General features: G+C 33.4%; 20 protein-coding genes. 5 read left to right on the forward strand and 15 right to left on the reverse strand.

What is annotated here, in order from left to right:
* Positions 1 to 69 precede the first annotated feature (69 nt).
* Genes RC62_RS09730 through RC62_RS09750 form a run of 5 tightly spaced genes read right to left on the reverse strand, consistent with a single transcriptional unit; the run spans position 70 to position 5,253 of the window.
* Positions 70 to 1,533 carry a UDP-N-acetylmuramoyl-L-alanyl-D-glutamate--2,6-diaminopimelate ligase gene (locus RC62_RS09730; protein WP_055094963.1) on the reverse strand — a complete coding sequence of 488 codons (1,464 nt, stop codon included), beginning with the start codon at positions 1,531 to 1,533 and terminating at the stop codon, positions 70 to 72.
* Complete coding sequence (locus tag RC62_RS09735; RefSeq protein ID WP_055094965.1) at positions 1,530 to 3,539, reverse strand: penicillin-binding protein; 2,010 nt, start codon at positions 3,537 to 3,539, stop codon at positions 1,530 to 1,532. The genes RC62_RS09730 and RC62_RS09735 overlap by 4 nt, the downstream gene beginning before the upstream one ends.
* Positions 3,530 to 3,880, reverse strand: a complete 351-nt coding sequence (locus RC62_RS09740; RefSeq protein ID WP_055094967.1) for an FtsL-like putative cell division protein — start codon at positions 3,878 to 3,880, stop codon at positions 3,530 to 3,532. The genes RC62_RS09735 and RC62_RS09740 overlap by 10 nt, the downstream gene beginning before the upstream one ends.
* 16 nt (positions 3,881 to 3,896) lie before the next feature.
* On the reverse strand, positions 3,897 to 4,805 hold the full coding sequence (gene rsmH / locus RC62_RS09745) for a 16S rRNA (cytosine(1402)-N(4))-methyltransferase RsmH (RefSeq protein WP_206196620.1): 909 nt from the start codon (positions 4,803 to 4,805) through the stop codon (positions 3,897 to 3,899).
* Complete coding sequence (locus RC62_RS09750) at positions 4,780 to 5,253, reverse strand: division/cell wall cluster transcriptional repressor MraZ (protein WP_029273286.1); 474 nt, start codon at positions 5,251 to 5,253, stop codon at positions 4,780 to 4,782. Before RC62_RS09750 ends, rsmH begins: the two co-directional genes overlap by 26 nt.
* Positions 5,254 to 5,631: 378 nt before the next feature.
* Between RC62_RS09750 and RC62_RS09755 the strand changes: the two genes are divergently transcribed.
* Together RC62_RS09755 and yihA are read left to right on the forward strand one after the other, a co-directional pair.
* Entirely contained in the window at positions 5,632 to 6,396 is a 765-nt protein-coding gene (locus tag RC62_RS09755; RefSeq protein WP_055094969.1) for an alpha/beta fold hydrolase, read from the forward strand.
* A gap of 42 nt (positions 6,397 to 6,438) precedes the next feature.
* Positions 6,439 to 7,059, forward strand: coding sequence for a ribosome biogenesis GTP-binding protein YihA/YsxC (gene yihA / locus RC62_RS09760; RefSeq protein ID WP_055094971.1), 621 nt, complete (start codon positions 6,439 to 6,441; stop codon positions 7,057 to 7,059).
* A gap of 166 nt (positions 7,060 to 7,225) precedes the next feature.
* Here the strand turns inward: yihA and gldC are convergent, their stop codons facing one another.
* Together gldC and gldB are read right to left on the reverse strand one after the other, a co-directional pair.
* Entirely contained in the window at positions 7,226 to 7,561 is a 336-nt protein-coding gene (gldC, locus tag RC62_RS09765) for a gliding motility protein GldC (RefSeq protein WP_055094973.1), read from the reverse strand.
* Positions 7,561 to 8,520, reverse strand: a complete 960-nt coding sequence (gene gldB, locus RC62_RS09770) for a gliding motility lipoprotein GldB (protein WP_055094975.1) — start codon at positions 8,518 to 8,520, stop codon at positions 7,561 to 7,563. The genes gldC and gldB overlap by 1 nt, the downstream gene beginning before the upstream one ends.
* Positions 8,521 to 8,619: 99 nt before the next feature.
* Here gldB and nadE point away from each other — a divergent pair, with 99 nt between their 5' ends.
* Both nadE and RC62_RS09780 read left to right on the forward strand, forming a co-directional pair.
* The gene (gene nadE / locus RC62_RS09775) at positions 8,620 to 9,426 is read left to right on the forward strand and encodes an NAD(+) synthase (RefSeq protein ID WP_055094977.1); all 807 of its coding nucleotides are present in this window, start codon (positions 8,620 to 8,622) and stop codon (positions 9,424 to 9,426) included.
* 93 nt (positions 9,427 to 9,519) lie between these two features.
* Positions 9,520 to 10,149 (forward strand): response regulator transcription factor, encoded by a 630-nt coding sequence (locus tag RC62_RS09780; RefSeq protein ID WP_026730588.1) that lies wholly within the window; start codon positions 9,520 to 9,522, stop codon positions 10,147 to 10,149.
* Here the strand turns inward: RC62_RS09780 and dnaG are convergent.
* From dnaG to rlmN, 8 genes are all read right to left on the reverse strand, one after another.
* A complete protein-coding gene (gene dnaG / locus RC62_RS09785) occupies positions 10,146 to 12,206 on the reverse strand; it encodes a DNA primase (RefSeq protein ID WP_055094979.1) in 2,061 nt (686 codons plus the stop codon). The two genes, RC62_RS09780 and dnaG, sit on opposite strands and share 4 nt — an antisense overlap.
* A 126-nt stretch (positions 12,207 to 12,332) precedes the next feature.
* Positions 12,333 to 13,364: a hypothetical protein gene (locus RC62_RS09790; protein WP_055094980.1), complete on the reverse strand. Its 1,032-nt coding sequence runs from the start codon at positions 13,362 to 13,364 to the stop codon at positions 12,333 to 12,335.
* 60 nt (positions 13,365 to 13,424) lie between these two features.
* Entirely contained in the window at positions 13,425 to 14,141 is a 717-nt protein-coding gene (locus tag RC62_RS09795; RefSeq protein ID WP_055094982.1) for a hypothetical protein, read from the reverse strand.
* Positions 14,128 to 14,688: an RNA polymerase sigma factor gene (locus tag RC62_RS09800; protein WP_055094984.1), complete on the reverse strand. Its 561-nt coding sequence runs from the start codon at positions 14,686 to 14,688 to the stop codon at positions 14,128 to 14,130. Before RC62_RS09800 ends, RC62_RS09795 begins: the two co-directional genes overlap by 14 nt.
* 317 nt (positions 14,689 to 15,005) lie before the next feature.
* The gene (locus RC62_RS09805; protein ID WP_055094987.1) at positions 15,006 to 16,922 is read right to left on the reverse strand and encodes a DUF2207 domain-containing protein; all 1,917 of its coding nucleotides are present in this window, start codon (positions 16,920 to 16,922) and stop codon (positions 15,006 to 15,008) included.
* 12 nt (positions 16,923 to 16,934) lie between these two features.
* A complete protein-coding gene (locus tag RC62_RS09810) occupies positions 16,935 to 17,489 on the reverse strand; it encodes a LemA family protein (RefSeq protein ID WP_055094989.1) in 555 nt (184 codons plus the stop codon).
* Positions 17,490 to 17,550: 61 nt separating this feature from the next.
* Positions 17,551 to 18,528: a polyprenyl synthetase family protein gene (locus tag RC62_RS09815; RefSeq protein WP_055094991.1), complete on the reverse strand. Its 978-nt coding sequence runs from the start codon at positions 18,526 to 18,528 to the stop codon at positions 17,551 to 17,553.
* Positions 18,529 to 18,964: 436 nt separating this feature from the next.
* The gene (gene rlmN / locus RC62_RS09820) at positions 18,965 to 20,008 is read right to left on the reverse strand and encodes a 23S rRNA (adenine(2503)-C(2))-methyltransferase RlmN (protein WP_055094993.1); all 1,044 of its coding nucleotides are present in this window, start codon (positions 20,006 to 20,008) and stop codon (positions 18,965 to 18,967) included.
* Between the two features lie 295 nt (positions 20,009 to 20,303).
* On the opposite strand from rlmN, the gene RC62_RS09825 reads away from it, so the two are divergent.
* Positions 20,304 to 20,891: a YceI family protein gene (locus RC62_RS09825; RefSeq protein ID WP_055094995.1), complete on the forward strand. Its 588-nt coding sequence runs from the start codon at positions 20,304 to 20,306 to the stop codon at positions 20,889 to 20,891.
* Positions 20,892 to 21,005 lie beyond the last annotated feature (114 nt).

Genomic DNA, 21,005 nt, shown 5'->3' on the forward strand with positions numbered 1-21,005 from the left:
TTTGTTGATTCGTTAGTTTTTGATTTAGTAATTATTCGATAAACGAACAACCAATTAACCGTTTAAACTTTACTTTCCTAATTGATCTAAAATTTCTCTTACTGTTTCCATATCATCAAAATGGTTTCGAACACCATTTATTTCCTGATATGTTTCATGCCCTTTACCGGCAATTAGAATAATATCATTTGGCTGAGCCAATTGACAAGCTGTTTTTATAGCCTGTTTTCTATCCGTAATTCTCAATATCTTTTTATAATTATGAGCTTCAACTCCTTTTTCCATCTCATCAAGAATCACTTCAGGATCCTCATTTCTTGGATTGTCAGAGGTTAGAATTGCTTTATCACTAAGATCTGTAGCAATTTTAGCCATAATTGGTCTCTTTGTTTTATCTCTGTTTCCTCCGCAGCCCACAACAGTAATCAACTGTTCGTTTTTGGTACGGATATCTGTTATCGTTTTTAAAACATTGTCTAAAGCATCCGGCGTATGCGCATAATCTACAATTGCAGTAATATTTCCTGCCGAAATAATATATTGAAATCGACCTGAAACACTCTCTAAATCAGACAATAAACGAAGTGCCTCAAGACTATCCATCCCAAGTTCTATCGCTGTTCCGTAAATTGCCAAAACGTTATAGGCATTAAAAGTCCCAATAAGTTTTACCCAAACTTCATTGTCATTTACTTTAAGTAATAATCCTGATAACTGACTTTCTAATATTGTCGCTTTAAAGTCAGCATAAGACTTCAAGGCATAAGTAAACTTTCTTGCAACTGTATTTTGTAACATCACAGTTCCGTTTTTATCATCGATGTTTGATAATGCAAAAGCAGTTTTTGGCAACGAATCAAAAAAAGATTTTTTTACATCTCTGTATTCTGCAAAAGTGGGATGATAATCTAAATGATCGTGTGACAGATTCGTAAAAACCCCACCCTCAAAATGCAAAGCTTCTGTACGTTTTTGATGAATTCCGTGTGAACTCACTTCCATAAAGCAGTGTGTTACCCCGGACTCAATCATTTCATTTAAATAATGATTGATTGTAATCGAATCCGGTGTTGTATGTGTTGCCTTATATTCCGTTTCATCAACCATGATTTTTACAGTTGATAATAAACCAACTTTAAAGCCTGCTTTTTGAAATAACTGAAACAATAATGACGCAATTGTTGTTTTTCCGTTTGTACCTGTAACGCCAACTAATTTTAATTTTTCAGAAGGATTTCCAAAATAATTAGCAGCCATAAAAGCCAAAGCTGTATTGGTATCTTTTACTTTAATATAAGTAATTCCTTTTTCTATAGTCTCCGGCAATGCATCACAAATAATTGCAACCGCACCCAATTGAATGGCTTTTTCTATATAATCATGCCCATCAGACAATGATCCGCGAATCGCTACAAAAACATCTTTTTCTTCAATTTTTCTTGAATCAAAATCAATTTTATGTATATCAATTTCAGTCGAACCGTTTACAGATTCAATAGCTACTTTATATAATATGTCTTTTAGTACTTTCACGATAATTCTAATACTATTGTTGTGTTTTTACTAATATTTTCCCCAGCCTGTAAAGACTGTTTTTTTACTTTTCCTACTCCGTTTACTTTTACTTTCAAACCTAAATTCTCCAGTAAAGCAATAGCATCCATTCCCGGCATTCCTTTTAAATCAGGAATTTGGTTTGTTTTTTTATTAGCCTCTGCCGTATATTTATTATAACTGTCTTCTTGTTTTGGAATTCTTGAATCCAGTTTTTTAATTTTATTTGTTGATGGCGCATCTGTAAATATTTTTTGGGCAATTCGTTTAAAAACCGGTCCCGCAACATCTGCTCCGTAATAGTTGTTTTTTGCTGTATTAGGTTTATGAACTACTACAATACAAGAATATTTAGGATGATCTGCCGGAAAATATCCCACAAAAGAAGAGGCATAATACAATGCCGACTTCCCTTCTTTTCCTCCGTAATTTACCTGCGCTGTTCCTGTTTTACCAGCCATCGAAAAATCTTTCGAATACAACTTAGATCCTGTTCCTTTTTTAACCACATTAAGCAATACTGCTCTTAATTTATTGATCGTTTCCTGAGAACATACTTTTGGATTAATCACTTCAACATCAAATTTCTTGATGGTTTTATTCCATTCTTTAATTTCAGAAACAAACTGAGGTTTTACCATTACTCCATTATTAGCAACTGAGTTATAAAATGCCAAAGTCTGCATTGGCGTAACCGAAACTCCGTAACCAAAAGCCATCCATGGCAATGAAACTCCTGACCAGTGTTTACCTCCGGGTTGTGGTATATAAGGTCTTCCTTCTCCTTTAAAATGCAATCCTAATGGTTTATCTAATCCATAACTCTTAATGTGATTCACAAACTTAGACGGATTGCTCTTATAATTTTCATAAACCGCCTGAACCATTACCGTATTTGATGAAAGTTCGAAACCACGTGCTAATGAAACTTTCCCGTAACCTCCTCTGTGCGAATCAGTAACAGAACGTCCATAATATTTCACTTGTCCGTTGTGACTATCGTAAACCGTACTTGTATCTGCTACTTTATCATCTAAAATAGCCATTAAATCCACTAATTTAAAAGTAGATCCCGGCTCATGAGATTCTGCTACAGCATAATTTGTAGTTTCATAATACGATCCGTCTTCTGCTCTTCCTAAATTCGAAATGGCTTTTACATGTCCCGTTTCGGTTTCCATAACAACCACACAACCATGATCAGCTTCATATTCTTCTAATTGCTTCAATAAAGCATGGTGTGCAATATCCTGAATAAAAACATCTATAGTAGAAATTACATCAAAACCATCTTGTGGATCAACTTCATTAACATCACGAATAGGTTTCCATTGTCCTTTTGCAATTTTTTGCTTTAGAATTTTACCGTCTTTTCCGTTCAGGTAATTTTTAAAAGCCCACTCGATTCCTTTACCTACTTCAACTCCAGTTGCAGGATCAATACGATCGTAACCAATTGTTCTTTCGGCAATTTTTCCTATCGGATGTTTTCTAACTGTTTCCTGCTCAATTATAATCCCACCTTTAAAAGCACCTAAATTGAATAATGGAAAACCTTTTATTTTTACATATTCAGTATAGCTCAAATTACGGGCTATCAAATAGTAACGATTTTTATTCTCTCTTGCTTTCCTTAATTCTTTTTCATAATAACCACCAGGCCTGTCTAAAACTGTTGCCAGGGAATCTGATAATGCTTTCACATATTTCTCAAACGTCTCTGTTTTTGGCGCTTTTGCATCAAATCTAATCTCATAATTAGGGATAGACGTTGCCAGTAAACTTCCGTCAGCAGAATAGATATTTCCTTTGTTTGCAGGAATCACAAAATTTCTAACGGTACGTTGTTTAGCCAGCTTTCTATAATAATCCCCTTCAACCCATTGAATATTGGTTAACTTAACAACAATAGCAATTGCCATCACAAAGATGAAAACTGCTACGAGGTAAATTCTGTAGGATATATTTTTATCGTCTACTGCCATATTCTTTTAAAGAAATTTTTTTCTTCTTCTTTTTTAACTTCTATTTTAACCGGAGGAACCGTTGATGGAAAAATCTGTTTTTCAAGCATTTTATCCGATATTGTTGATTCCATTTTCAATTTCATTAACTCTGAACGTCGGTCTACAAATTCAGATCGCAATTCTTTTACTTCATTATTCAGTTTCGCTATTTCAAAAACCTTTTGTTCATATCGCTGTGTATTTGCAATCATCAAAATAGCCAGCAGAATTATAAAAACAATGAATCTCCAGTTTTTCACTGCGTCATCGTTCAAAAGAAACCTCGCTTTTAATATGCCAAATACTCCACCACTTTTCATTTTTCTCTACCTTATATTATATCTTCTCAGCAATTCTTAATTTTGCACTTCTTGCCCGATTGTTTATTTTAATCTCGGCATCGTCCGGAACAATCAGTTTTCCTATTGTTTTATAAGGAACAGAAAAGTTTCCGTAAAAATCTCTCTCAGGCTCACCTTCAAACATTCCGTTTTTAATAAACCTCTTTACTAATCTGTCTTCCAGAGAATGATAAGAGATTACTGAGAATCTTCCACCTGGATTAAGAATTTCCAGAGACTGCTCTATAAATTCTTTTAAAACATCCATTTCTTGATTTACCTCGATACGAATCGCCTGATAGATCTGAGCCAATATTTTGTTTTTAACTCTTTCAGGCAAATATTTCGCTAAAACGTCTTTCAAATCATCTGTAGTTTTAATAGGCTGATGTTCTCGTGCCTCTACAATTGTTCTTGCTAAAAGCGGCGCGTTTTTCAACTCCCCATAATCAAAAAAAACACGACGTAAATCCTGTTCTTCATATTCGTTAACCACACGGTAAGCATTTAAATCATTTTTTTGACTCATCCGCATATCCAGTTCGGCATCAAATCTGGTAGAGAAACCTCTTTCCGGAACATCAAACTGATGTGACGAAACCCCTAAATCAGCTAAAATCCCGTCTACACTTTTAACACCATGAAAACGAAGAAATCTTTTTATAAATCTAAAGTTCTCATTAATTAAGGTAAACCGTTCATCCGGCAGCGCATTTGCAAGAGCATCCTCATCCTGATCAAAAGCAAATAATTTTCCGTTTGGCCCTAATCGTTTCAAAATTTCCTTTGAATGACCACCGCCACCAAACGTTACATCTACATATATGCCATCAGGTTTAATATTTAAACCATCAACTGTAGGATGAAGCAAAACCGGATTATGATATTCCATTGTCGTCGTCATTAATATTTCCCATTACTTCTTCGGCTAAATCTGCAAAATCCATATCTTCGCCGCTTATTGATTTTTCATATAAATCTTTATCCCAAATCTCCACAATATTAACCGCAGATGAAAAAACCACATCTTTAGAAATACTTGAAAAAGCTACCAAATCCTTCGGAACCAATAATCTTCCTAATGCATCAATCTCTACCACTTTTACACCGGCAGTAAATCTTCTGATGAAATCATTGTTCTTTTTTACGAAACGATTCAGCTTGTTGATTTTTTGCATCATCAAGTCCCACTCTTCCATTGGATACAGTTCTAAACACGGTTGAAAAACGGAGCGCTTCAAAACGAATCCGTTCTGAAGAGAAGAAGCCAATTGCTTTTTTAAGGGTGCAGGCATCATTAGCCTCCCTTTAGCATCGACTTTACACTCATATGTTCCAACAATTGTGTTCAAGAAAAATACTTTAATATGTTATACAGCAAAAATATAAAAAATATTACCACATTTTACCACTAAATACCACTTTGTTAATAAGTTTAACCACTTTCCTACCACTATCCTTAATTTATGGACAATCAATACTTTAGATAATAATTAGCTGATCAACAATAACAGTTAGAGATCAAAAAAATTATGCACTATATTTCTTAAAAAATTAGTTATAATGCATTTTTCTTAACATTTAGGAAACATCCCAAAAACACCCATAAAACCTGATTTTTAACCACTTATAAATTCGACAAAAATTATCTAGTTAAAAAACGGCAGCAAAAATTCATTTTTATTTATTAAACCCTATATTTGTCCAAATTGAAATTGGCATTAAATTAAATGGACAAACACTACAAAAAAGAAGGCAAATACAGCTATTATGAAGCTGGAGAAGGAACTCCTATCGTGATTTTACATGGCTTAATGGGAGGCCTTAGTAACTTTGATGCTGTAGCAGAATATTTCCCAACGAAAGGATACAAAGTTGTTATCCCGGATTTGCCAATATACACCCAAAGTATTTTAAAAACCAACGTAAAAAGCTTTGCGAAATACGTTAAAGACTTTATTACTTTTAAAGGCTTTGACAGCGTTATTTTGCTAGGTAATTCTCTTGGAGGACATATTGCTCTTTATCATACAAAACTATATCCTGAAAAAGTAGCAGGACTTGTAATTACCGGAAGTTCTGGTCTTTATGAAAGTGCTATGGGAGATAGTTACCCAAAAAGAGGTGATTACGAATACATCAAAAAGAAAGCTGAAGATGTATTTTATGATCCTGCAATAGCAACTCCCGAACTTATCGATGAAGTTTACGCAACGGTAAATGACCGTATCAAACTGATCAAAACCTTAACGATTGCCAAAAGTGCAATTCGTCATAATATGGCTAAGGATTTACCAAAAATGACAGCAGAAACCTGTATCATTTGGGGTAAAAATGACGCTGTAACTCCACCCAATGTTGCCGAAGAATTTGATAAATTATTGCCTAATTCAACTTTGTATTGGATAGACAAATGTGGACACGCTGCTATGATGGAGCATCCGGAAGAATTTAATAAAATTCTTGAAGAGTGGCTCGTTAAAAAGAATTTATAGCATCTAACTTTCAACTTTAAGGAGGTTTTAAAAACAAAAAACATGAAAATTAATACCGCCGAATTTATTATCAGTAATTCCGAAGTAGCAAAATGTCCACAGGATTTTTTGCCGGAATATGCTTTTATCGGCCGCTCAAACGTAGGGAAGTCATCGTTGATCAACATGCTTACCAATCATAAAAACTTAGCCAAAACTTCAGGAAGACCCGGAAAAACACAATTAATCAATCACTTTAAGATTAATAATAATTGGTTCCTGGTCGATTTACCTGGTTATGGTTATGCTAAAGTATCTAAAAAAACAAAATCGGTTTTTCAGCAATTTATAACTGATTATTTCGAAACAAGAGAACAACTTGTTTGCGCTTTTGTTTTAATTGATATTCGCCACGAAGCTCAAAATATTGACATTGAATTTATGTCATATATGGGAGAAAGTGAGATTCCGTTTTGCATTATTTTTACTAAAGCAGATAAAATCAGTAAGACTAAAGTTGACTCTCATATTGCAGCATACAAAAAACAAATGTTCGCTAATAACTGGGAAGAAATGCCACACTATTTTGTAACATCGGCTACAGAATCAATAGGAAAGGATGATGTTTTAAATTATATCGACGAAGTAAATCAGGAAGTTTTTAAAAACAACTCGCAGTTTTAAATTCCAACAATAAAAAGAAATTTCAAATTCCAACACTGGAGGAAAATTCAAAAAATAAAAAAAATCCCAAATTCCGATACAAATTGGAATTTGGGATTTTTTATTTTTGCATTCCTGAGCGAAATCAAAGGATTTCGTTTTGGAATTTCAAAAATTTAGAATTTTCTTATTTCGTAAGCTCCAGTTTTTCTGCAAAATAATCACAGAAATCCTTCATGGTATCTGACATTTTTTCGTCGTCTGTTGCACGCTTAAAAGTATCTGACATTGCTACTAAAGTCTGGTGAAAGAAAATTTTCATTTCATCTACCGGCATATCTTTTGTCCACAAATCAATACGCATTGTTTCTTTAGCCTTGCTGTCCCAGATAGACAACATAATAGCTTTTGCTTCTTCAGCCTTCACACCACCGTCTTGCGCACTCCAGGTTAATTTTTCCGGTACACGGTTTTCGTCTAATTCTATATTGAATTTAATTTCTGAGTTTATTGTATCTGACATTACTTCTTAGGTTTATATTTTGATTTTTCAAAAATTTCTTTTGCGTTTATTTTTAATAATTCAGGCAATGTTACACTGCTATTGTTTTTCATGTAAGATCGCACCATTTGCCATCCCAGCCATGCACCAATTCGTCCCGGAGAATCGTTATCTATTTCTAAATAAAATTTAGAAAACGGAGCAGGCACTATAAATCGGGTTGTTAGTTTTGGATCATCACTGTACAACATTTCATTTTCAATAAAAAAGCGCCACATATAGGCTTCATTTTCCTGACACCATTTTATTTGTTCCGGTGTATATCCCATTTTTTCATCATCTGTATATTCAGGCAAAAGCAAATCTTTCGCATATAACTGTTTCCCTTCGAAAATCATCTGTGAAATTAAATTTTTATCCTGAAAAGCCGGAATATTTCGGTAAGCAAAACTAGAAACCACATCGGGCATGATCTGTTTCTCTTCAAAATTCTGTTTTAAATAATTTGGAAACTGATAAAATTTATGTTCTTTTCCCAGATATAATTCCAAAGCCACAATTACAAGACTATCAGCATAAATTGCTTTTGCATTATAATCCATTTCTCCAATAACTGTAATTACTTTAGGAGTTTTTGTTTTTGGAAAATAATATTTCACATGCTGAAACAACTTATTAAATTCCAGACGTACCGGTTCAAAATTGGCATATTTTTTCTGTACTTCAGCATACACTTCTTTCCAGAGTGGATCCTGCATTTTTTTTAACCAGATATTATCGTCATTACCAGCCGGGAAAAAGAAAGGATATTGTCTTTTTACTTTTGCTAAATCTTCTGGTTTGGTTTCAAAAAACACCTTATCAAAACGTTCTACTTTTATATCAACCGGGATTTCTTCGACTTCTTTTTCTACTTTGTTTTTTTGATCACAGGACAAAAAAAACAAGGACAGAACCACTATAAAGCGATAAATTTTCATTTTATTTTAATTAGATTTGTGTTGCTGGATTTTAAGTAAATGCATACTTAAAAATAATTCTGCAAATATACATCCCTGCATCTTAAAACTTGAACTATTATGGCTAAAAAAAGTACTATTCAAACAGAAAAAGTAAATAATCACATTGTAGAGTGGTTAAAAAATTATGCTAACAATGCAAAAGTAAACGGTTTTGTAATTGGAATTTCAGGCGGAGTCGACTCTGCAGTCACTTCAACCTTATGCGCACAAACCGGATTACAGGTATTATGTGTAGAAATGCCAATTCATCAAGCCCTAAATCAAGTTTCAAGAGGAAGAGAACATATTGAACAATTAAAAAAGCGTTTTCCTAATGTTTCAAACGTAGAAACAGATTTAACTGACACTTTTGAAGCTTTTAAGAGCGCTGTGCCCACATCAAAAGATTCAACAAAAGTTAATTTATCGTTAGCAAACACTCGTGCACGCCTGAGAATGACCTCTTTATATTATTTAGCTGGAATTCATGGGCTTTTAGTAGCAGGGACTGGAAATAAGGTAGAAGATTTTGGTGTAGGATTTTATACTAAATACGGTGACGGAGGAGTAGACCTAAGTCCAATTGCTGACTTAATGAAATCCGATGTTTATGCTTTGGGAGAATTTTTAGCAATTCCTGAATCAATTTTAACAGCTGCACCTACAGATGGATTATTTGGCGATAATCGTACAGATGAGGACCAATTAGGGGCAAGTTATGACGAACTTGAATGGGCAATGTTGGCCGCGGAGTCAGGAAATACGCCAGCTGACTTCACTGGGAGAGAAAAATCTGTCTTTGAAATTTATAATCGTTTAAACACCAGTAACAAGCATAAAATGGATCCAATTCCGGTCTGTATAATACCAAAAACGTTAAAATAAAACATTTTAACATTTGTCTGCAATTAATTACAGAATTTATTTATTAATTTTACAGTTCCAAAAACATGAACAATTCTAAAAAAGGTAAAAATTATGATTAAAGTATGTCTTGCAGACAATCATCCTGTGACTCACTTTGGCGTTAAGTCTTATTTTAAAGACCACGATCAAATTTCAATTGTTGCCAACGTAGGCAATTTTTCAATGGTTAGAGATATCCTTCAAACGAAGGAAATCGATATCCTAATTCTCGATCTAGAGCTGGAAGGTCTCTCGAGTATCTTCGAGGTCAAGTCGATCCTGAAAAATTTCCCAAAAACAAAAATTGTAATTTTTAGTGACCTCGCTGAACAAATGTATGCTCCAAATGCAATTAAAGCAGGAGTTTCCGGGTATGTGCACAAAACAGAAAAACTTGAAACTTTAGGTCTTTCTATTATTAAAGTGCATGAAGGAAAAATTATCATCAACGAAACTGTGCGTAAAAACATGGCGCTTATCGCTAAACAAAGCAAAAGCGAGCGTTTGTACAGAAAACTTTCAAATCGTGAGATTGAAGTATTACGTTATTTAAGCGATGGTAAAAAGAACAATGAAATCTCTAAAATCTTAAATCTGAACGAAAAAACGATCAGTACTTACAAATTAAGATTATTGACTAAATTAAATGTTACTAATTTAGTTGACTTAGTTAACAAAGCGAAGACTTTAGAAATTATTTAATGGTACCTCGACATTACTCTTCCTAGTTTTTTCGAGAATGAGTTAACTAATTTCGAGTAATCGACGACCATAGACAAAAGCTCTGTATTATCTGAATTATCAGGTTTTATAGAGCTTTTTAATTCCTGGATGATTTTATCTACCAAAAACCAACGCATAGACATAATCGTTTCACTAACGTATTGTGCAATCGTTTCGTGTTTCATTTTTGAAAAAATGTTCTGCCCTTCCCAATCATGAAGGGTCAAACGTTCATCTTCCATCAAAATATCTGTAACTTCCTGAGCAAAATCAGGTTGTAATCGCATTAAGTATTGCTCAAGGCTAAATTTTTCGTTTTGGTTGTAAAACCCAATTAAGTCCGTAAAGATATTGCGGAACAAATTATTAGAGAGTTCAACCTCATCTTCCTGCAAACTCAAATAAATACGTTCGTATACTTTGTACTCTCTCTTCTCAGAAACCATTACAACTTCACCTTCGTCATTATTCTTTAAAAGCACATCTTCAAACTCTTCAGTTTTATCTCCATAAAGCAATAATATCTCAATTACTTTTCGTTCTAAACGATACAAGATATCAACTTTTTCTGTTGACTCTGCAGGATAGCCCGGATCTCCCGGATAATCATCTGGCGGTCCTGTTCTGGGATCTTCAGGATCTCCTCCTGAAAAACCAGTATTTTTTGGGTTTTGGTTTCTAAAAACCTCAAAAGGTTTTTGATCCTGCTTTTGTTTTTTACCCGCCTCAGCAATATCTTTTTGAATTAATTGTGCCAAAGTACTTGTAAGTACCTGCTCTGAAATATCCATGATTCTGGCACATTCCTGAATATAGATTTCTCTTTGAATACGGTCCGGTATTTTTGAAATACTATTCACCATATCACGAATTAAGTCGGCTTTTTTTATAGGATCGTTTTTAGCATCTTTCATCAGGAGCGATGCTTTAAACTGTATAAAATCTTTGCTGTTTTCTTCCAGATAGGCAACCAGATCGTCATGAGACGTTTTTCGTGCAAAACTGTCAGGATCTTCTCCATCAGGAAAAGCACAAACACGTACATTCATTCCTTCTTCCAGAATTAAATCAATTCCTCGAACAGAAGCGCGCAATCCGGCAGCATCTCCATCAAAAAGAACGGTTATATTTCTGGTCAGTCTATTTACCAAACGAATCTGATCCGGCGTTAAAGCCGTTCCTGATGAAGCCACAACATTCTCAATCCCAGCCTGGTTAAACTGAATTACATCTGTATAGCCTTCAACCAGATAACAATTGTTTTGCTTGGCTATAGCTTGTTTGGCCTGAAAAATACCATAAAGCACTTTACTTTTATGGTAAATATCACTTTCCGGCGAGTTCAGGTATTTCGCCGCTTTTTTATCATTTGTTAAAATACGTCCTCCAAAACCTAAAACACGTCCGGACATACTTTCTATAGGAAACATAACGCGGCCTTTGAAACGGTCAAAAGGGCGATCTTCTCTTGCAATGGTTAAACCTGTGCTTTCCAGAAATTCAAGTTTGTATCCTTTGCCCAAAGCTTCTTTAGTAAGGGCGTCCCAGGTTTCCGGTGAATATCCTAAACTAAACTTTTTGATTGTTTCATTGGTAAAACCTCTTTCCTTAAAATAAGAAAGTCCAATTGCTTTTCCTTCTTCTGAATTTAAAAGTGTCTTATGAAAATATTCTTTTGCAAATTCTGAAACCAGATACATACTTTCGCGAACATCAGTCATCGCTTTTTCAGCATCTGTTTGTTCTGTCTCTTCTATTTCAATATTGTATTTTCTGGCCAGGTATCGAATGGCTTCCGGATAGGTAAACTGTGAATGCTCCATTAGAAATTTTACAGAATTCCCTCCTTTTCCCGTACTAAAATCTTTCCAGATCCCTTTTGCAGGTGAAACCATAAACGACGGAGAGCGCTCATCTGAGAACGGACTTAACCCTTTGAAGTTACTCCCGGCGCGTTTTAAATTAACAAAATCACCAATAACCTCCTCTACACGAGCAGTTTCAAAAACAGTATCAATTGTATTTTGTGAAATCAAAACGTAAAATATTTTAAAAATTTGAAGTCTGTAAAAGTACACAAATCAATATTGAAATCTGGCGATTTCGCATAAAAAAAGTGCTTCTTTTGAAGCACTTTTTCCACTAACTAATTAACCGCATTTCTAATTCAAGTCAAAGCGTAATCCCAGCGAAATATTATTTTCTTTCACTGCATTATCCTGAAACAGCGGATTCAAATCGTACTTGGCATATAAACTAAATTCTTTGTAACCTATATAAGAACTTAATCCGTAAATAAAATTATTTACATTATAATCTCCTTTTATAGTTGTTTTATAATCTAAATCGTCTTGCTCATATTTTAGAATTTGTTTAGATTTTACATTGATTCCTGCGTAACCTCCAATTCCGAAACGGAAACTTTTATGTGTTCTAAAATAGGTTTTACCATTACTAACCTGAGGTTTAGAAAAATCAAATTCTAAATGCAAAGGCAGCACTATATAAACATTTCTAAAACGAGATTCATCCAGGTTGATTGCATTTGTCTGCAAAACAGTTTGATTTCCATTTACCACAAAATTTCTATTCTCTGTAGGACGAATGTTATTATACATTAATGAAAGTCCATATTTTGCATGCAATAAATTATCATTTTTCATTAACCTGGAATTATAAGTAAATCCCCATTCATAAAAATGAGATCCCATAAAACTGTAATTAGAATCCTGAAGTTTGCCATCAACCATCATATTGTTTAACCCCATTGCAAATACAAATTGTGATGTTGTTCTTTTTTCGCCATGAATTGAATCTTTATCAACATCTTTTCTTTTCCAGCTAAAGATATAAGTGTGTGTAGAATCTTGTTCTTTGATTTTTCCGTCAACTTTTTGCTGTACTAAATCATTCAATTCATTTTGAGCCAAAGTCACTTTTTCTTCAATAATTATTGCTCTTGCTTCTGCGAGTTCTCTTTTTCGTTTGTCTGCTTGTTCCTGGGTTATTTTTCCCTCAGACAATTGAACGTTTACGGCCTCAACTTCTTCTTTTAAAGCTGATTTTTCTTCTTTAGTAATCTTCTCTATCTTATTGGCAATTTTTTTTGCTCTTGACTCAAAGGTTTCCTGCCCCAGAACTTTGCTGACAAATAAAAAGATTAGGATTACGAGATAAATGGTAAAATTTTTCATTTTTGATTGATTTTAAATTTGATTGATGATTTTTTAATTGTTGATTCTTTCTTCTATATTCTACTCTTGTTGATTTCGATTCGCCAAAGCCACTTTTACTGTTTGATAATTCTTGTTGACTTTTGTAATCATTTTTTCCCTAAAAGAAAGTTCCAATTCTCCGTCGACCTGATTTAGTAAATCATTAGCATTGATTTTTACTTTTGATTTTGTTTTTACTGTATTTTCAGCAACAACTGTCTTTTCAGCCGATTCTAATAATTGATCTGTGTTTTCATTTTTAGACGTTTGTGCAATTGAAGTTTTAGTATTAATGGATTGTTTTTCGGGATTGTTTTTGATGATGATTGAAGACTCCGCTATTTGATTTGATTCATTTTTAATTGTTTTATTTAGTTTTGGATTATGATTTTTTTCTTTTATTACTGAATTCTGAACAGAAGGTTTGTCTGAAATTGCAACTTGTGTTTTAACCGAATCTATTATGTTCAGAGTTGGTTTTACAAGAGTATCTTTATTCACATTTCCTTGTTCTGTTGCGACATTATTTTTTGGTGTTTCAACAGCACTTTTCTTCTCATTAAAAAAGAAAGTTCCAACCAATAAAAACCCAACAATACTTGCCGCTATATAAAGCCACTTTCTATCTTTTTCAGGTTTTTTCTTTTCAGCTACACTCAACATCGCATCTAATCGATCCCAGGCTTTATCGCTTGGTTCAATTTTTCGCTGATTTAATTTTTCACGGAAATCCTTTTCAAAATTATTCGGTTCCATTATCTTGTTTTTTTAAGGTATTAATTTGTGTTTGCAGCATTTTTCTTGCGTGCGATAATTGCGATTTTGATGTTCCTTCGTTAATTCCTAACATCTTGGCAATTTCATTGTGCTTATATCCTTCGATGGCATATAAATTAAAAACCATTTTATATCCGTCAGGCAAAGCATCTATTAAAAACTGAAGTTGATCTATAGAAAACTGACTGTCAGTTGCATTAAAACTTTCCTCGGCATAAATTTCATCTTCAACAAACTTTACTTTTTTCTGAACCCTTAAATATGATATACATTCATTAACCATAATCCTGCGTATCCAGCCTTCGAAACTTCCTTTATGCTCAAACTTATTTAAGTTGGTAAACACTTTCATAAAGGCCGTTATCATTACATCTTCGGCTAATTGAATATCCTTAATATATTGTCGACATACACTTAACATTTTAGAAGAAAACCTATTATAAATTTGCTGTTGTGCTTGTCGATTATGCTCGACAGCCAACTTTATAATTTCGGTTTCTTCGTGATGTAAATGAATAATTTTCATTAATACGCTTTCGGTTTTGGTTTAGTAACAGTCTTCTATTAGCATAGACGATTTACGTTTTAAAATGGTTGCATGAGAAAGAAAAAAAAAATCAATAAAATCCCGAAGCTTTGTGACCAAATTCATAAAACACTTTATTACAAGCAACTAAAACAATTTTCTAATTGGCAAATTTTCTAATTTTCTAATTATTTTTCTTCACTGAGGCAAGTTAATCTAATTCGGCCCCAATAGAAAATAAAAAAACCTTACAATATTATACATATTGCAAGGTTTCTCCATAAAGATATTTTCAAAAGCAATTGTTGATTTAAATTTTACCAACCGCCGCCTCCACCGCCACCGCCTCCACCGCCGGAGCTTCCGCCACCAGAACTGCCGCTGCTCCAGCTTCCGCTGCTTCCGCTGGAACTGCTTGATGAAGATCCTGATGATGCAGGAGGATTTGGATTAACTGCTGCCGTATTTACAGAATTCTCAAATGTCGATAAAAACAGGGTTGGTTGTCTATAAAATGTATCATCGCCCTGATACCACGAAGGATCATATTTAGCCAACTCTAAAACTTCTTCAAATTGTTTTCCCCATTCTATTTCGACTCCTAATGCAATAGCATATGGAAATAATTTTTCAAACAATTGCGGAGTCAGTTCCGGAGGATTCAACATATTCATTCGGTTTTTCTCTGCCGTTTTAAGATAGAGTTTAAACCCTTCCAGTCTATAAAATGCTTCGGCACCTTTGTCTGTATATTTCCCTAAGGTCTTAACATAAATTATATACATCACGAAAACAACTCCAATGATAATTATTTGTTTGCTGCTTAAAAAAGCAATTGAGATAAAAAATATTGCCACTGCCGGAGCAAAAACAAAAAAGCCCAAAATAGCCCTTAAAATAAGCATACCTGTACCTATATTCTTTTTTGTAAACCAATATGTTAATCCTGCAACTGCAATAATCAATCCTGTATAAAAAGGATAACTAATATACCCTTTGCTATTGGAAAGTAACTCATAAGAAAGTCCCGCAATCAGAAAAACTGCAAAACCAATCCATTTTTTTTGAGTATTGTTTTGATAAAATTCATCTAAGTTTATTTGTTTTTTTACTGTTTTAAGCCACTTAGAATAGGCTTTTTCAAAAATCTTATAATTGGAATCTGTTACTTCTATCTTCTCCTTTTTAACAAAACCGCTTACTATATCTGATTCTTCTGCGCTCAAACCTTTTGATTGCTTATTTAAAACTTCTATCTCATAGGTATGCTTATTTTTAAAAACTCCATTTTCTAATGTAGACAAAATCCTAATCGCACCTTTTACAGAAATATTAACAACAGACGACATATAGGTTTTGTCTGTAACTTTTTTGTGATATACGTACCCCGTAATTGCAGGAGACCAATCAAAAGGAGGAATGAATTCAGGCATCAATGTTTTTTTAACCGGATCTTTACCGTATTTCTTCCAGCTAAAAAAGAAAAAAATTGCCATTCCTATTCCATAAATCACAGACCACAAATTTGTCTTTATTTGTTTATAAAAAGAACTTGTTTCCTGCAAAAAAGTGGGAGGATCTACAATTCCTTTAGCAAATGATGCAGCAACGGTTAAACCTTCTTTTGGTCTAAGCTGTACAGCAGTAAAACTCACAATATTATGTTTATCATTTAAGGAATTTACACAATTCGAATCCTTAGATCCTGATAATCCAGTATAACAATATAAATTTTCAAATTTATTACCATACGGAAGAGAAATCTGGCAAGTCGCTTTATCTATTGGAAGATTCCACCCATTTCCGGTCACATTCCAATACAACTCATCATATTGATCAAAATATCCAATCTGAAACGGAACAGTATAGCTAATTTGATAATCATATATACCACTTTCTAAATCGACATCTTTATCTCCTATATAGATCTTCCAGTCACCTGATTCTTCTTTTGTAAAATACTTTTCATTGGCTCCATCTTTTTTTATGGTGTTTATAGTGTATTTTACATCTATTTCAGTACCGTCTTTATCTTGTCTTGTTAAGGGTAAAACTCTTAAAAGCCCGTGTCTAAAATCATTACCTTCAGCATATATTGAAATATTTTCGACAACATTAATAGTACCTGATCTTTCAATATTAATTTTAACATCAAAATTTAAAATTCTTTCCTGAGCTTGTGCCTGATATACTAAAACAGAAAACAGAACAAACAATATTTTTCTTAGCATCATATGACAATACAATTAAAACTGAACTTTAGGGGTTTCTCTTTGTTTTTCATCTTCCAGTTCCAGGAAATTTTTCTTTGGAAAACCAAATGAATTAGCCACCAAATTACCCGGAAAAGATTCTACAGCAATATTGTAATCCCTTACAGTTGCATTATAATATCGTTTTGATCGTTCTATTTCAGTTTCGATTTCGCTTAACTCTTCCTGCAAACTCAGAAAATTGGTGTTGGCTTTTAGATCAGGATAATTTTCTGCCAATGCAAAAATAGTTCCTACCGCATTGCCTAATTTTTTATCAAGCTGCAATTTTTCGTCAGCGCTTGGTGCACTTAAAGCCTGATTACGAAGATTTACAATGTGAGCGAGTGTTTCTTTTTCGTGGGTTAAATACCCTTTTACGGTTTCTACCAGATTCGGAATTAAATCAAATCGTTTTTTTAGAATAACATCGATTCCGCTTAAAGCTTCTTCAAGCATATTGCGTTTAGACACAAAACTATTGTAAAGCATTATAAGGTAAATCCCCAGAACTACAGCTACGGCAAGTATTATAAGTAAAATAATCATATTTCATTATTAAATTAAAGTCCAATTTAACAATAAAAATATTAAGAATAAGATGGTGAGATTATTTTTTTCTCTCGATTACGTAGTTTACCATTAAAGTCAAAGCTGCTTTAAACTCAGAATCCGGGAAATTTTCTAATAATGAAAGTGCTTCCTGTTGAAATTGCACCATTTTATTTTCGGCGTAAGCCAGACCATTATTATTTTTTACAAAGGCTATTACTTCTTTAACACGTTTTTTGTCTTTGTTGTGGTTTTTGATGGAGTTTATCAGCCACTTTTTTTCTTGTGGAGTGCAAGTATTTAAAACATGAATTAAAGGCAAAGTCATTTTTTGTTCCTTAATATCGATTCCGGTTGGTTTACCAATAGCTTCTTCGCTATAATCAAATAAGTCATCTTTAATTTGAAATGCCATTCCGATAAGTTCTCCAAACATTCGCATGTTTTCAACCTGAATATCATCTTCAATTACAGATTTTGCCCCAAGAGCACAACAAGCCGCAATAAGTGTTGCTGTTTTCTTTCGGATGATTTCATAATAAACATCTTCAGTAATATCAAGTCTTCTTGCTTTTTCGATCTGTAGCAATTCACCTTCACTCATTTCGCGAACTGCAACTGAAATGATTCTGAGTAAATCAAAATCGCCATTATCTATAGAAAGCAATAATCCTTTAGACAATAAATAATCTCCTACCAAAACAGCAATTTTATTTTTCCAGAGTGCATTGATAGAGAAAAATCCACGGCGGCGATTACTGTCATCGACCACATCATCATGTACCAAAGTTGCGGTATGTATTAGTTCTATTACAGAAGCTCCGCGGTACGTTCTTTCGTTTACAGTTCCTGCAGAAACCATTTTAGCTGTTAAAAAAACAAACATCGGACGCATTTGTTTTCCTTTACGGTTTACAATATAATAGGTAATACGGTTAAGCAATGCAACCTTTGAAGTCATCGATTCATGGAACTTTTTTTCAAAAAGTTCCATCTCGTTAAAGATGGGCTGTTTTATTTGAGAAGTAATATTCATTTCGATCCCAAATATACTATTTTAAATAAAAAAACGTTGTGTATTTTACGTTAGTATATCAATAATTTATGTAATAATTAAGAAATGACGTCTAAAACATTCTTTGTTTAAGACTAATTTAATACAATACTTAAAAGCAAAATCAGGAAAACAATTTTATTACAAATTGAGTTTAAAAAGAAGAATCCTTTTTGCCCAAAAAAAGCATTAAGAACAAGATCAACTCTCGTTTTTAATGCTTTTTCGTTAATTTGAGCCTACTACAATATGTAGTCCCTACGGGACATATTCTGTTTCGTATGTGTATTTTTTTTCTACCAATATTTAATTCCTAACAGAATATATCTCGGAGAGATTAAATGTTGGTAGACAAGCAATTCATAACCTCTATTTTGTCCCGTAGGGACTATACAAAATATTAGTTACTTCTAATTACCTATCCTTCTTTATTGGCCAATTGTCCGCAGGCAGCATCAATATCTTTTCCGCGGCTGCGTCGTACTTTTACCACTACTCCAATATTTTCAAGCGCTTTTATGTAGGCCATAATAGATTCTTCTGAAGCTTGCTGGAATTCTCCATCATCAATTGGGTTATACTCAATTAGATTTACTTTGCAAGGCACATATTTACAGAATTTAACTAATGCATCAATCGAAGCTTTGTCATCATTAATGCCTTTCCAGACTACATATTCGTATGAAATCTTATTTTTTGTTTTCCTGTACCAATATTCTAATGATTCTCTTAAATCTGCCAGCGGGAAGTTTTTACTAAAAGGCATAATTCGTGCTCGGATTTCATCAATAGCTGAATGTAATGAAACCGCCAATTTGAATTTAACATCATCATCGGCCATTTTTTTAATCATTTTCGGAATTCCGGAAGTCGAAACCATAATACGCTTTGGCGACATTCCTAATCCTTCAGGCGACGTAATCATATCAATAGCTTTAATGACATTATTATAATTCATTAAAGGCTCTCCCATTCCCATAAAAACAATGTTCGAAAGTGGGTGATTGTGATACAAACGACTTTCTTTATCAATTGCAATAACCTGATCGTAGATTTCTCCGGGTTCCAGATTTCGCATTCTTTTTAAACGTGACGTTGCACAAAAATTACAATCTAAACTACAACCTACCTGACTTGAAACGCAAGCTGTTGTTCTGGTATCTGTGGGAATTAAAACTGATTCTACTACTAAACCGTCATGTAAACGAACTGCATTTTTTACTGTTCCGTCGCTACTGCGCTGCATGGTATCAACCTTAATATGATTAATAACAAAATTATCTTCAAGCATAGAACGAGTTGTTTTGGCAACATTCGTCATATCATCAAAGCTATGCGCTCCTTTGCTCCATAACCATTCATAGACTTGATTTCCGCGAAAAGCTTTGTCATTATTAGCAACAAAAAAATCGCGCAACTGGTCTTTTGATAGGGCTCGTATATCTTTTTTCTCAATTTGCATGGTGCAAAGTTACTACTTTTTTTCTTAAAACTTTCCTCGACATATTGTGGCTTAACACCTATAAATACTCGTTTTTGATTTTACTGTCAAACTATTTTCCTTAATAATCTGTCCTAAAAAATCATTCTAAATAATTATAGTTATTTAATAATTTTCAAACCATGATTTTTATCATTATCTGTTTTATGTGTTCGCAATAAATTTGATCTAAGAAAATAAAGGAAGCCTTTTAATTCTACAAAAGCTTGATTGAATTATAGTTTTCCTTATTCCAAAACAAATAAATACCATCAAAATGAAAACAATTAAATCAATTTTATTGACAATGCTTTTTACAACATTGTCATTTCAGACAAACGCACAAAGAAACTATACTGTGGCAAGATCAAGTTTTGAAGTTGCCGGAACGTCAAATGTGCATGATTGGGTAATGAAATCTACAGAAGGAAATGTGACAGCTAATTTAACTGTTATAGATTCTAAACTAACCGATATAAACAACTTAGCTATTACACTATTGGCAGAAAGCATAAAAAGCACTAAAACAAGTATGGATGATGTTGCTTATGAAACGCTGGACACAAAAACTCACAAAAATATTAAATACGTTTTAAAATCTGCAAATAGAGTAAACGAAACAACTTGGAATTTAATAGGAACTTATACTATTGCAGGAATCAGTAAAGATTATAAAACTGTAGTAAATGTAACGGCAAGTAACGGAAACTTTATTTTAAGGGGATCTAACCAAATAACTTTTGCAGATTTTGGTATGTCTCCTCCAACAGCAGCTCTTGGCGTTGTTAGAGCCGGAAAAGACTTGACTATGATTTTCAATATTACTTTAAGCGAAAGCATGAGAGGATCTTTGACACAAAATTGATCTCTATAATTAAAAAAAGCAAATTTAAAAAAGCAGCTATTTGACAAAAATCAAAATAGCTGCTTTTTTTTGCCGATCATCTTAATAGAAATGAAAACGTTATAGTTATTAATT

This window comes from Flavobacterium aquidurense, assembly GCF_001404985.1.
GTDB classification, from domain to species: Bacteria; Bacteroidota; Bacteroidia; order Flavobacteriales; family Flavobacteriaceae; genus Flavobacterium; species Flavobacterium aquidurense_B.

Bases quoted from the DNA above. Each gene is read 5' to 3' on its own strand.
- RC62_RS09735 (WP_055094965.1), bottom strand. From the start codon at position 3,539: ATGGCAGTAGACGATAAAAATATATCCTACAGAATTTACCTCGTAGCA.
- RC62_RS09740 (WP_055094967.1), bottom strand. From the start codon at position 3,880: ATGAAAAGTGGTGGAGTATTTGGCATATTAAAAGCGAGGTTTCTTTTG.
- rsmH (WP_206196620.1), bottom strand. From the start codon at position 4,805: ATGACGACGACAATGGAATATCATAATCCGGTTTTGCTTCATCCTACA.
- RC62_RS09755 (WP_055094969.1), top strand. From the start codon at position 5,632: ATGGACAAACACTACAAAAAAGAAGGCAAATACAGCTATTATGAAGCT.
- yihA (WP_055094971.1), top strand. From the start codon at position 6,439: ATGAAAATTAATACCGCCGAATTTATTATCAGTAATTCCGAAGTAGCA.
- gldC (WP_055094973.1), bottom strand. From the start codon at position 7,561: ATGTCAGATACAATAAACTCAGAAATTAAATTCAATATAGAATTAGAC.
- gldB (WP_055094975.1), bottom strand. From the start codon at position 8,520: ATGAAAATTTATCGCTTTATAGTGGTTCTGTCCTTGTTTTTTTTGTCC.
- nadE (WP_055094977.1), top strand. From the start codon at position 8,620: ATGGCTAAAAAAAGTACTATTCAAACAGAAAAAGTAAATAATCACATT.
- RC62_RS09780 (WP_026730588.1), top strand. From the start codon at position 9,520: ATGATTAAAGTATGTCTTGCAGACAATCATCCTGTGACTCACTTTGGC.
- RC62_RS09790 (WP_055094980.1), bottom strand. From the start codon at position 13,364: ATGAAAAATTTTACCATTTATCTCGTAATCCTAATCTTTTTATTTGTC.
- RC62_RS09795 (WP_055094982.1), bottom strand. From the start codon at position 14,141: ATGGAACCGAATAATTTTGAAAAGGATTTCCGTGAAAAATTAAATCAG.
- RC62_RS09800 (WP_055094984.1), bottom strand. From the start codon at position 14,688: ATGAAAATTATTCATTTACATCACGAAGAAACCGAAATTATAAAGTTG.
- RC62_RS09805 (WP_055094987.1), bottom strand. From the start codon at position 16,922: ATGATGCTAAGAAAAATATTGTTTGTTCTGTTTTCTGTTTTAGTATAT.
- RC62_RS09810 (WP_055094989.1), bottom strand. From the start codon at position 17,489: ATGATTATTTTACTTATAATACTTGCCGTAGCTGTAGTTCTGGGGATT.
- RC62_RS09815 (WP_055094991.1), bottom strand. From the start codon at position 18,528: ATGAATATTACTTCTCAAATAAAACAGCCCATCTTTAACGAGATGGAA.
- rlmN (WP_055094993.1), bottom strand. From the start codon at position 20,008: ATGCAAATTGAGAAAAAAGATATACGAGCCCTATCAAAAGACCAGTTG.
- RC62_RS09825 (WP_055094995.1), top strand. From the start codon at position 20,304: ATGAAAACAATTAAATCAATTTTATTGACAATGCTTTTTACAACATTG.